General features: G+C 31.2%; 11 protein-coding genes and 1 pseudogene. 9 read left to right on the top strand and 3 right to left on the bottom strand.

The window, feature by feature from the left end:
- The first annotated feature begins 95 nt into the window (after positions 1-95).
- The 9 genes from topA to Q0929_RS01190 all read left to right on the top strand — a co-directional run bounded on the left by topA (position 96) and on the right by Q0929_RS01190 (position 10,558).
- Positions 96-2,129 (top strand): type I DNA topoisomerase, encoded by a 2,034-nt coding sequence (gene topA / locus Q0929_RS01230; protein ID WP_299237772.1) that lies wholly within the window; start codon positions 96-98, stop codon positions 2,127-2,129.
- Between the two features lie 127 nt (positions 2,130-2,256).
- Positions 2,257-2,556: an Asp-tRNA(Asn)/Glu-tRNA(Gln) amidotransferase subunit GatC gene (gene gatC, locus Q0929_RS01225; protein WP_299237771.1), complete on the top strand. Its 300-nt coding sequence runs from the start codon at positions 2,257-2,259 to the stop codon at positions 2,554-2,556.
- A 262-nt stretch (positions 2,557-2,818) separates the two neighbouring features.
- Complete coding sequence (recA, locus tag Q0929_RS01220) at positions 2,819-3,838, top strand: recombinase RecA (protein ID WP_299237770.1); 1,020 nt, start codon at positions 2,819-2,821, stop codon at positions 3,836-3,838.
- The gene (locus tag Q0929_RS01215) at positions 3,828-4,934 is read left to right on the top strand and encodes a type IV pilus twitching motility protein PilT (RefSeq protein WP_299237769.1); all 1,107 of its coding nucleotides are present in this window, start codon (positions 3,828-3,830) and stop codon (positions 4,932-4,934) included. Before recA ends, Q0929_RS01215 begins: the two co-directional genes overlap by 11 nt.
- A complete protein-coding gene (locus tag Q0929_RS01210; RefSeq protein ID WP_299237768.1) occupies positions 4,918-5,337 on the top strand; it encodes a regulatory protein RecX in 420 nt (139 codons plus the stop codon). The genes Q0929_RS01215 and Q0929_RS01210 overlap by 17 nt, the downstream gene beginning before the upstream one ends.
- Positions 5,334-6,254, top strand: coding sequence for a bifunctional riboflavin kinase/FAD synthetase (locus tag Q0929_RS01205; protein ID WP_299237767.1), 921 nt, complete (start codon positions 5,334-5,336; stop codon positions 6,252-6,254). Before Q0929_RS01210 ends, Q0929_RS01205 begins: the two co-directional genes overlap by 4 nt.
- Positions 6,244-9,042, top strand: coding sequence for a tetratricopeptide repeat protein (locus tag Q0929_RS01200; RefSeq protein ID WP_299237766.1), 2,799 nt, complete (start codon positions 6,244-6,246; stop codon positions 9,040-9,042). The genes Q0929_RS01205 and Q0929_RS01200 overlap by 11 nt, the downstream gene beginning before the upstream one ends.
- Positions 9,043-9,046: 4 nt before the next feature.
- Entirely contained in the window at positions 9,047-9,547 is a 501-nt protein-coding gene (gene rimM / locus Q0929_RS01195; protein WP_299237765.1) for a ribosome maturation factor RimM, read from the top strand.
- A complete protein-coding gene (locus Q0929_RS01190) occupies positions 9,548-10,558 on the top strand; it encodes an LptF/LptG family permease (protein ID WP_299237764.1) in 1,011 nt (336 codons plus the stop codon).
- A gap of 28 nt (positions 10,559-10,586) precedes the next feature.
- Here the strand turns inward: Q0929_RS01190 and Q0929_RS01185 are convergent.
- From Q0929_RS01185 to Q0929_RS01175, 3 genes and pseudogenes are all read right to left on the bottom strand, one after another.
- Positions 10,587-10,846: pseudogene (locus Q0929_RS01185) on the bottom strand (ZIP family metal transporter); the annotation flags it as partial.
- Positions 10,843-11,334 (bottom strand): TlpA disulfide reductase family protein, encoded by a 492-nt coding sequence (locus Q0929_RS01180; protein ID WP_299237762.1) that lies wholly within the window; start codon positions 11,332-11,334, stop codon positions 10,843-10,845. The gene Q0929_RS01180 and the pseudogene Q0929_RS01185, both read right to left, overlap by 4 nt.
- Before the next feature lie 126 nt (positions 11,335-11,460).
- The coding region (locus tag Q0929_RS01175; protein WP_299237761.1) for a transposase at positions 11,461-11,708 on the bottom strand (248 nt) is incomplete at its 5' end.

Here is an 11,708-nt window from a genome sequence, read left to right as displayed (position 1 = left end):
ATGACAGTGTGGATTTTTGGAACACCCTTTACATCAACTTGAGAATAATCAAAATTGAACTTATAATTATTTTAAAAACTCACAGAGGTTAAAGTTTGAGTGAAAAGAAAATAGTTATCGTAGAATCGCCAAAAAAAGCAAGAGAGATATCACACTTTTTAGGAAAAGATTTTATTGTAAAAGCAACGGTAGGACACTTTAAAGACCTTCCAGAAGATGAAATGGGAGTTGACCTAAACACGTATGAGCCAAAATTTGTAATAAAATCTCAAAACCATAAAAAAATCTTATCAGAAATAAAAAAATTAGCAGAAAAATCGGAAGTAATCATAGCAACTGACCCGGATAGAGAAGGATACGCTATAGGATATTTTATGTATGAAGAATTAAAGAAAAAAGCAAAGGAAGTAAAAAGAGCTGAATTTCATGAAATAACCAAAGAGCATATTAAAGAAAAGATAGAAAAAGCTATTCCCTTTGAAAAAACAAACTTTGGATTGTTTAATGCGTTTCTCGGAAGAAGGGTTGGAGATAGAATTGTTGGTTATATACTATCACCAATAGCATCAAGAGAGATAGGTGGAAGATTCAGCGTCGGTAGAGTTCAGTCTCCGGCTGTAAGATTGATAGTAGAAAGAGAGATAGAAATTCAAAATTTCAAACCAACGCCTTACTACGTGTTGTCTGCTGTTTTATCCAAATCTACTGCTAAATTTACAGCCACCTACGAAAATCCAAAAATAGAAAACAAAGAAGAAGCAGAAAAAATCTATGAAGATATAAAAGATGAAAAAACAGCTACTATAAAAAAAGTAGAAAAAAAGCAAGTAAAACAATCTCCAAAACCACCATTTACAACTTCTACACTCCAGCAGTCGGCAAGTACAGTTTATAGATTCCCGCCAGAAAAAACGATGATGTTAGCCCAAGACCTTTTTGAAAGCGGGCTTATCACATACCACAGAACAGACAGCGTAAGAATAAGCGAAAAGGCTATAGATGGAATTAGAAATCTAATAAACAAAGAGTTTGGTAAAGATTATCTGCCGGAAAAAATAAGAGTTTACAAATCAAAAAATACACAAGCAGATGCCCATGAAGCTATAAGAATCACTCATTTTGTAAACTTAGAAGGACAAAAAAAGCTCATTCAAGAGAAAGGCTTATCAGAAGACCATTTCAAACTATTAAAGCTTATTTATGAAAGAACAGTGGCATCTCAGATGGCTGATGCAATCTTTGAAAGAACAAATGTAACTGTTGATATAAAAGGCTATACATTTAAAGCCAGCGGCTCAATCTTAAAGTTTAAAGGTTATAAGGCTGTTTATGATTTAGAAGAAGAACAAGAAGAAACCCAAAATTTACCAGATTTAAAAAATAAAGATGTTTTAAACATTGAAAAAATGGATTTAGAAGAAAAATTTACAAAACCACCGGCAAGATACACAGAAGGCGGGCTTGTCAAAAAATTGGAAGAGCTTGGTATAGGCAGACCCTCAACCTATGCAACGATAATAAAAACTATAAAAGAAAGAGGTTATGTAGTTAAGGAAAATGGAAGTTTAAGACCAACAGAAAACGCTTTTCATCTGATTGAATATTTAAACAATCGCTACAATTGGGTGATAGACTACTCTTTTACAAAGAAAATGGAAGATTTTCTTGATAAAGTAGAAGAAAATAAAAAAGATTGGAAAGAGTTTGTAAGACAGCTTCATGAAAAATCAGCTACAAAACAAAATGTGAAAATATCAAAGAAAATGCTTGATTATGCAAAAGATTTAGCAGAAAAACATGGTAAAAGCATAGAAGAGATAAAAGATGACCCAGAAAAACTAAAAGAGTTTATCGATGCTCATGCTGAAAAAAATCCATCTCAAAAACAAATAGAATACGCAAAAAGTTTGGCTGAAAAAACAGGGTTGAAATTAACAGATAAAGAGCTTTCAGATAGAAAATTGCTTACAAAATGGATAGATAAAGCGAAAAAAGAAATGATGAAAAATTACCAGTTGTCAGAAAAACAAAAAAATGTTTTAATAAAGTATGGCAGAGAAGATTTGATTGACAATCCGGCTCAAGCTTTAAAGTTTATAAAAAGTAAGCTTTCAAGATATAAAAAATAAAAAGGGTCGGGATTGCTCCCGACCAGGTATGGAGGGGGGGGGAGGGGGATGCGAACCGAGTAATAATAATATATTAACATTCGAATATATTTAAAATGACTAAAATCATATCTTAAAGAGGTGAAAAATGACAAATCAAATAGGAAAAGAGTTAATTGAAAAGGTGGCAAAATTATCAAACTTGAAATTAAAAGAAGAAGAGATAGAACTATTTTCAAATCAATTTAAAGATATTTTAAGCTTTATAGATAAGCTAAATGAGGTTGATGTAAAAGATACATTGCCGTTTTACGAACTTCAAATTGAAGAAAAATCAGAAAGGGAAGATATTCCTACAGGCTCAATAACAAACGAAGAAGCATTAAAAAACGCACCACAAGCAAAAGGTGGATTTTTTGTTGTTCCAAGGGTTGTTGGCGAAGAATAAAATTATAACCTTGTATTGTTATTCAGCATCAATGGTATAAATTATATTTGGCAGAAATACCTTGGATGGGAAATTAGTGATTTTTATAGAATTTAAAAAGGAGATTCTTCGGACTAAAGTCCTCAGGATGACAGAGAAAGCGAAAGTATGTTAAAGATTGCCTTATTTGTCATTCTGAGTGAAGCGAAGAATCCCATGCTTTTATTGAATTTTTCATACAACGTATGAATGATTTTATAAGTTTATATTTTAGGAGGCATCAATGGCTGTAGAAGAAAATTTAGAAGCAAAGAAGAAGGCTCTTGAAAGTGCTATTCTTCAAATAGAGAAAAGGTACGGAAAAGGCACACTTATGACATTGTCTTCTGAGGGCATAAAATCTGTAGAAGTTATTCCAACAGGTTCTTTATCCTTAGATATAGCAACAGGGATTGGTGGAGTGCCAAAAGGCAGAGTGATTGAAATATACGGTCCAGAATCTTCAGGAAAAACAACCTTAACGCTACATATAATTGCAGAAGCACAAAAAAAGGGTGGAAGAGCGGTATTTATTGATGCAGAGCATGCTTTTGACCCCAAATATGCAAAAGCTATAGGCGTAAATCTTGATGAGCTAATAATTTCTCAACCAGACTATGGCGAACAAGCTATAGAAATAGCAGAGACATTAGTAAGAAGTAATGCTGTAGATGTAATAGTTATAGATTCTGTGGCTGCATTGGTTCCTAAAGCGGAAATAGAAGGAGATATCGAAGATTCTAACGTAGGTCTTCATGCAAGACTTATGTCTAAAGCCATGAGAGTACTAAAAGGAGCTGTAAACAAAAGTAATACTGCCCTTATTCTTATAAACCAAATCAGAGAAAAAGTCGGTGTTATGTTTGGAAATCCAGAAACTACAACAGGTGGTAGAGCTATCAAATTCTTTGCAGATATGAGAATGGAAGTTAGAAAAAGTGATATAAAAACCGATGGTGAAAAAGTTGGCAGCAGAGTAAAGGTTAAAATTGTTAAAAATAAATTGGCACCCCCATTTAAAGAAGCAGAGTTTGATGTTATATACGGAGAGGGTATTTCAAAAGAAGGAGAAATTCTTGACTTAGGTGAAGAACTCGGTATAATTAAAAAAAGTGGAGCTTGGTATTCTTATAAGGATGAAAATGGCGAAGAAATAAAACTTGGTCAAGGTAAAGAAAAGGCAAGAGAATTCTTAAAACAAAATAAAGAATTAACCGAAAAGTTAGAACAACTAATTAAGGAGAGAACGTTAAATGGAGCTTGATGAAATTCTTACTAAAGCTGTAAAGTTAGGTGCATCAGACATACATTTAAAAGTTGGAAGTGTGCCAAAAGCAAGGATAAAAACAGTTGTAAGACCTATTGAGGGTTTTGATATAATAAAACCTGAAGATATGGTGAAGTTTATCTCCAAAATACTAGCAGGATCTGAAAGTAAAAAAAACGAGTTAATAAAAAATGGCGAAACAGACCTGTCTTACTCTATCCAATCCTTAAGCAGGTTTAGAGTTAACATTTTTAAGCAAAGAGGAACATATGCTATCGTTTTGAGAGTTATAAAAACAGAGCCACCAAAGTTTGAAAACCTTATACTGCCAGAAGTGATAAAAAAAATAGCCGAAGAACCGATAGGATTGGTGCTTGTTACTGGTCCAACAGGTTCAGGTAAATCTACTACCTTAGCAGCCATGATAGATTATAGAAATGAAAACTTTGAAGAAACAATTATTACAATAGAAGATCCTATAGAATATGTCTTTAAAGATAAAAAAGCTTACATAGTTCAAAGAGAAGTTGGTATGGATACCCAAAGCTTTAACAGCGGCTTAAGAGCTGCATTGCGTGAGGACCCGGATGTTATTATGATTGGTGAGATGAGAGATTTAGAAACAATCCAAACCGCTTTAAGAGCTGCAGAAACGGGACACTTTGTTTTATCCACATTACACACTCAAGATGCAAAAGACACAATTAGCAGGATAATAAACATGTTCCCCGGAGAAGAACAGAATCATATAAGGATACTTTTAGCTGCCGTGTTGAAAGCTGTTATATCTCAAAGATTGATACCAAGAAAGGACGGTAAAGGAGTTGTTCCGGCAGTTGAGGTATTAATCAATACTGGAGCAATAACAGAATGTATTATAAATCCAGATAAATTCCTTTTGATAAATGATTACATGGAAAAAGGGAAAAAAATATATGGAACGCAAACCTTCGACCAATCTGTTATAGAGCTTTACAATAAAGGATTTATCTCTTATGAAGATGCACTTATGTACGCTTCAAACCCATCGGACGTTGAATTAAAGTTAAAAGGTATCGGCGGAGAAGACGACGAAGGTGGATTCACGTATTAAATCTTACGCTTTAAAACTATTATCGAGAAGAGATTACTTTGAAGAGGAGTTAAAACAAAAATTATTAAAAAAAGGTTTTGATAAAGAAAAAATTGAAGAAGTTTTAGCGTATCTAAAACAACAAAATCTTTTAAATGATGAAAAATTAAAAGAAAGACTTAAAGAGAAAAGCATCAACAAAGGTAAAAGCTCTTTAAAAATAAAACAGAAAATCTATCAGAAAACAGGGGAATTTATAGAAATTTCTGAAGACGAAGAGTTAGAATCAGCCATAAATCTTCTTAAAAGGTCATTTAAAAAAGAAAAGACTTTTGAAAATGTGGTAAAATTTCTAAAGAACAGAGGATTTAGATACTCTGTAATTTCTAAGGCTACCAACAAATTCCTTAACGAGGAGTTATGATTTTAAGATTAACAGACCTTCCTGTAAAAGAAAAAACAGTATGCACTATTGGGAACTTTGATGGCGTCCATAAAGGACACAAAGAAATCCTTGACAAGCTAAAAAAGATTGCATTAGAAAAAAATCTTAAAACAGTTGTAATAACATTTTATCCCCATCCAAGAAAAATTTTAAACCCCCAGCAATATAAATGCTCTATTGTAAATCTTGAAACAAAGGTTCAACTTTTAAAAGAAGCAAAAATTGATTATATCTTGGTTGTAGATTTTGATAAAAACTTTTATGAAAAACAACCGGAAGATTTTTTAAATTTTTTAAAAGAAAAAATAAATTGTAAATATTTGGTTGTTGGTAAAGATTGGAGGTTTGGATACAAAAGGTCCGGAGATATAAACCTTGCAAAATCCTTAGAAGAAAAATTAGATTATAAAGTCGTCATTATAGAAGATATTACACAGGAGAATAAAAGAATAAGTAGCAGTGATATAAGAGATTTTTTAAAAAATGGAAATCTTGAAAGAGCTGCCCAACTTCTTGGAAGAGATTATTATCTTATTGACAAAGTTGTGGAGGGAGACAAAAAAGGTAGAGAGCTTGGATTTCCAACGATAAACCTTAAGCCGGAAGATGACCTTTGTCTTAAAAAAGGTGTCTATGCCGGATTTATATGCTATGAAAATGTATGTCAAAAAGCAGTTATAAACTATGGAAACAGACCAACGGTTGATGGAACAAAAACATTTATGGAAGCACATATTATTGAAGATTTAAAAATACATCCAAAAACAAACGATTATGTAAAATTGATTTTTAAAACATATTTAAGAGAAGAGAAAAAATTTAACTCTATAGATGAGCTTAAAAATCAGATAAAATTAGATATACAAAAAGCTTTAGAGGTTTTGAATGAAATATAGATTCTTGATACCCTGTCCTGACTTTTTAATCTCAAAACTAAATATTATTTTAGTACTATCCTTGACTCTTTTCTTTTGTTCTTATGCAGAAGTAAAAGTTCCTGAGGTAGTTTTTCCGTTAGAAATAACGACAAAAATTACAGAAGAAAAACCTTATTTAGAACCACCCAATACTCTTGAATTAAAAACTTTAAACGAAGAATTAAATATTACACAATACATAAAACCAAAAAAACCGACAGACGTAAAACTTCCAGTCCTTACCATAGAAAAACCTACAGCTTACTTAGGAATCCCTCCATCAAATGCACTGTTATCTGATGCGATAGATTACTACATCAAAGGAGATTTATTATTTGCTGAAAGTAGTCTTGAAAAATTTATAGAAAAATATAAAGACCATAAAAACCTGTTTTATGCTTATTATCTACTTGGAGTTGTTAAATACAATCTTGGAAAATACTTAGAGGCAGAAAGTAATCTATCAAAAAGCTGTGATACATTAAAAACAAAAGAGGCATGCCTATCTTCAGCTATCGTTAATATAATGCTTGACAATCAAGAAAAAGCCAAATCTTTATTATCACAATTAGACAAAGATATAGATGTTAGCTTTTATAATCAAGTGATAAATCTACTATCAGGCAGTAAAGCTGATTTTAACAATATAAAATGCGATAATTTAGACATTGGAAGCATAGAGTACTGTCAATACATTCAAAAATATTATAATTTTTCAGTAGGAAACTTTTTAAAGGCTTTAAAAACAAAATACACAGGTAAAAATAAACAACTAATGTATGATTCTATCTTAATGGATGGATTTTCTTATTATTACACAGATGATTATCAAAATGCTTTGGAAAAATTTAACTTTATTCTCAAAGAAAACACAAATGGATACGTTTATAATCTTGCTTTATACGGTAAAGCTTTAATAGATTCAAACAATATTGATGACTACGCAGGCGTTTTACAATCAAGAGATGAGCTTTTAGCACATTATCTTTACATAAAACTTGCAAATGATAAGTTTAAAAAAGGAGATTATTTAGATGCATTTATATACTTCCAAAATGCCATAAAGCTTACAGACAAAAATAAAACATACTTAAAGCTTGCCATTGCAACATCTTTATACAATCTTAAGAACTACGACTACGCATTAAAACTATTTTCTGATTTAACGACAGAAACAAACGACCCGGAAGTATTTTATTATGCAGGAATAACTGCTTACGCAGATAAAGATTTTGTAAAAGCAGAGAAATTTCTAAACAAGGCGTTAGAATCAAAAGACTTAGAGATTAGAAAGACAGCTTTGATGTATTTAGCAGAAATCTATTTAATGAATAAAGATGATGAAAATTTTGTCAATACAGCTTCACAGCTAAAAGAGTTTGACCAAATCTATGCATATGATTTACTTGGTTGGTACTTTTATTTAAACGGAGACTATCAAAACGCTTTTAAAGCCTTTAAAGACCCATACATGAAAGCAGTATCAGCCTTTAACGCAGGAGATTTAGAAGCTGTTAAAAACATAATTCAAAATAGAAACGATAGAAAATCAAAGTTTTTATTAGTTTATGTTTACATCAAAGAAAACGACCTTGAAAAAGCAAGAGAAGTGTTAAAAGAGCTACTAAATGGTGATGATTTAATCGCAAAAAAAGCATACTATCTTTATGCTTACACATTTTTCTCTTCAGGAGATTTTGTAAGAGCATCCCAGGAGTTTAACAAATTTTTAGAAAAATATAAAAATGATGATGATATATACACAAGGAAAGCACTTCTTAGACTTGCAGATAGCTACTACAACCTTGGAGAAAGAGATTTAGCAGTAAATATATACAAAGATTTTATAACCAAATACTCAGGTACTAAAGATAGCATCGATGCTGCTTACAATTTAATCATTCTTGAATCTAAAGGTTCTTCTGAAGATGTGGAAAGTATGATTAAAAACTTCTTGGCTAAATATCCAAACTATCCTTTAGCAAATATTCTAAAAATCCAGCTTGCAGAGATTTATCAAAATAAAGGAAAAATAGAAGATGCTATCAAAATTTATCAAGAAGTGGCAGCATCAAACAGCGAAGAATTAGCCCTTGCTACTTACAAGCTTGCAGAAAGCTACTATAAACTAAACCAGCTTGACAAAGCAAAACAAGTTTTAATAGATTACTTAAATACAAACAACGAAGAATATAAAGTTCCAAGTAAATTACTTTTAGCAGAAATCTATGAAAAAGAAAACAATTTAGACAATAGCATAAAAATCTACGAAGAGCTTAAAGAAAATGATGACGTTAAATTTAAACTTGCAAAAATCCTACTTCAAAAAGGGGATTATGATAAAGCGTTAACGTACTTTAAAGAACTTTTAGAAAAACACCCGGAAAAGGTTAATGAACTTAGCTTTTATATTGGAAAATCATATTATCTTATGAACAATGAAAAAGATGCTGTAAGTTATTTAGAAAATGGAACAAAATCCTCAAACTACAACGACGCGGCAGAAAGTTATTACCTCCTTGGTATGATTTATAATAAAGAAAATCCTAACAAAGCTTTAAACTACTTTTTAAACGGAATATATCTATATCCAGAAGCAAAGGATATTACAGCAAAATCAAGAATCGAAGCTGCAAAAATCTTATTAAAAGCTGAAAAAAGAAAAGAAGCATCCTGCCTACTTACACCTTTACAAAATTACGAAGATGAAAATATTAAAAATACAGCCATAAACATCTTAAAAGATTTACCAAAATGTGTGAGGTAGGCAGATGAAAAAAGACCTTATAGCCATTGGAAAGATTCACGGAACCCATGGCGTAAAAGGCAATTTAAAATTTGAGATATTTGTTAAAAATTTTTACCTACCGGAAGAAATATACATAAAAAATGAAGAAAATCAGCCGCAACCGCTGAACATAGAAACCGTAGACAGAAGAAAAGGTTTGATAAAATTCAAAAACTATGACACACCAGAAAAAGCAAAAGAAATTAGCCATAGGCTAATTTATGTACCAGAAGAGTTACTGCCAAAACTTGGAGAAGATGAGTTTTACGAATTTCAGCTAATCGGAATGGATGTTTATTATAATGACAAGTTAATTGGAAAGGTTGAAAAAATAGACGATAGATTATCTCAAGCGTATTTGATAATAAAATGCACAGATGAAAAAACAAGACACTTGCCATTTATTAATGAATTTGTGAAAGATGTAAATGTGGAAGAAAACAAAATGCAAATAACACCGCCGGAAGGATGGTTTAGCTTATAGATGAAAATTCTTGATAAGTATCTGATAAAGTTATTTTTTAAAAACTTTATACTGCTTATCGGACTATTTTCGCTGATCATAACATCTTCTCAGCTTTTGCATCTTCCATCTTTTGCCTACAGTATGAATATAATAGACTTTTCAAAGCTACTGTTTTTGATAGACATATCTTTTATAAAATATCAACTTCTTTTTGCTTTTTTTATAAGTTGGCTACTTGTTGGGATATCTTTAAGAGATAAAAACGAAATCTACGCTGTATACTCTGCCGGCATATCAAAAAAACAGCTCTTAAAACCTGTTTTTATCATGACTGTTATTTTTGTAATCATTGCGTTTGTTTTTTCTACGGTTATAGTCCCATCAGCAAACAGAGAAAGATATAAATTTTTAACGTATAAAGTCAAAAGCTACATTTTAGAAAATGTTTCTCCAAAAAACTTTTCTAAGATAAACGACAATGTCTCTGTATACGTTGAAAAGAAGGAGAAAAACACTTTTTATAATATCTTGATTTATAACGCTTCTAACGGCTATCTTATCACAGCCAAAGAAGGTATGTTTATATCAAACAATCTAATTTTAAAAGATGGCTACATACAGCTACCATCCGAAAAATCCTTTGACACAATAAAATACGAAAAATATACATTTAGCTTAGATGTTTCTTATATAAAAGAGATTTCTATGCAAGATTTTAGAACAAAAGATTTATTAAAACTTGCCGTTGAAGAAGATAGTAAAGTTTTATCAATTTTGGCTGATAGATTTTATTTTGTAATACCTTTTATGTTCTTAGGATTTATTGGTTTTTTATCAGGGATAAATACTTATCGTTCGAAAGAAACACTTTTAACCTTTGCCGTTAGCCTATCTATTGGCTATATGGTATTAAACTACTACTTTTTAAAAATCATTGAAAAAATACCTGTACTGTTTTTTGTTTATCCAATTCTATTGATAGTTATTTTTTACTTGGTTTATAAGCTTCAAGAGAAGATAGGAAGTTAAACATAAGTTGATTTCAAAGCTACTTATGAGACATACCCTCAGGAAAGTTGTGAATTGTGATTGCCAAAACAAAAAGCCACATTTTCTTTAAAGCTTTTTCTGAGTGCTTAAAGCTGGAATTATCAAAGAGAAAACAGATGCTGCTAACATTATTCCAGCGCTAAACCCAAGGAAAACATCTTGAATTTTTGGACTTATTTTTTTACCAATCAAAACAGGAAAGGCACCTATAACAGTAGCCAGTCCTGCAAACAAACTTCCTAAGAACGCATAAAAATAAAGACTCATTTTATTAGGTTTTTAATGTTTTCCTCTATTTTCTTTAAGTCTCTTGCAGTTACCATTATGTTTTTTATCGTTCCATCTTTATCAATAAATACAATGTAAGGAACGTCTACTTTTTCTATAGAATATGCTTTAATTGAATCACTTCCAGCCAGCCATACTGGAAAATCAAAATGAATCAACTTTTTAGCTTCCTTTACTTCTTTGTCATCAGATACACTGAGTAGTGGTGCAATAAGAATGATTTTATCCTTATATTTTTTACCAATTTTATTTATTTCTGGTAATACTTTATAAGTATCCACATCGCCAATAGCCCAGTAAACAACCACTACTGGCTTACCTTTTCCTGCCACATCAGAAAGCTTTACAATTTTACCCTTTTCATCTTTTCCATACACATCAATAAACTTTTTGCCTTTCAAATCTTCCGGCATTGCTGCAAAAGCTGATACAGCAACAAACAGTAGCATGATAAAAACTTTTTTCATGGTATATCTCCTTTATTAAAAATTATTATTATTATTATAATACCTTGGGTGAAAAATTACCGGTTTTTGTAGAATTTAAAAATGAGATCCTTCAACCTTCGGCTTCAGGATGTTCTATGTTAAATGTCAAGTACAAAAATTTTCATCAAATGGTTTTCTACTTTTTAATACACCATATGCCTGCCTTAATAACTTATGTGCTACAGCCACTAATGCTAATTTTTTAGTCTTACCTTTACTTACTAATCTTTCGTATAATTCTCTGCAGTATTTGTTAAACCTTATTGCTGATAATGCTGCCATGTATAGTATCTTTCTTGCATATGGATTTCCCATTTTCTTTATCTTGCCACTTTTCTTTACACTTGATCCAC

This window comes from Sulfurihydrogenibium sp. (genome assembly GCF_028276765.1).
GTDB lineage: Bacteria > Aquificota > Aquificia > Aquificales > Hydrogenothermaceae > Sulfurihydrogenibium.
This window is presented reverse-complemented; position numbering and strand designations above follow the sequence as displayed.

Coding starts and splice junctions, on each gene's coding strand:
- gatC (WP_299237771.1), top strand. CDS start 2,257: ATGACAAATCAAATAGGAAAAGAGTTAATTGAAAAGGTGGCAAAATTA.
- recA (WP_299237770.1), top strand. CDS start 2,819: ATGGCTGTAGAAGAAAATTTAGAAGCAAAGAAGAAGGCTCTTGAAAGT.
- Q0929_RS01215 (WP_299237769.1), top strand. CDS start 3,828: ATGGAGCTTGATGAAATTCTTACTAAAGCTGTAAAGTTAGGTGCATCA.
- Q0929_RS01205 (WP_299237767.1), top strand. CDS start 5,334: ATGATTTTAAGATTAACAGACCTTCCTGTAAAAGAAAAAACAGTATGC.
- Q0929_RS01200 (WP_299237766.1), top strand. CDS start 6,244: ATGAAATATAGATTCTTGATACCCTGTCCTGACTTTTTAATCTCAAAA.
- rimM (WP_299237765.1), top strand. CDS start 9,047: ATGAAAAAAGACCTTATAGCCATTGGAAAGATTCACGGAACCCATGGC.
- Q0929_RS01190 (WP_299237764.1), top strand. CDS start 9,548: ATGAAAATTCTTGATAAGTATCTGATAAAGTTATTTTTTAAAAACTTT.
- Q0929_RS01180 (WP_299237762.1), bottom strand. CDS start 11,334: ATGAAAAAAGTTTTTATCATGCTACTGTTTGTTGCTGTATCAGCTTTT.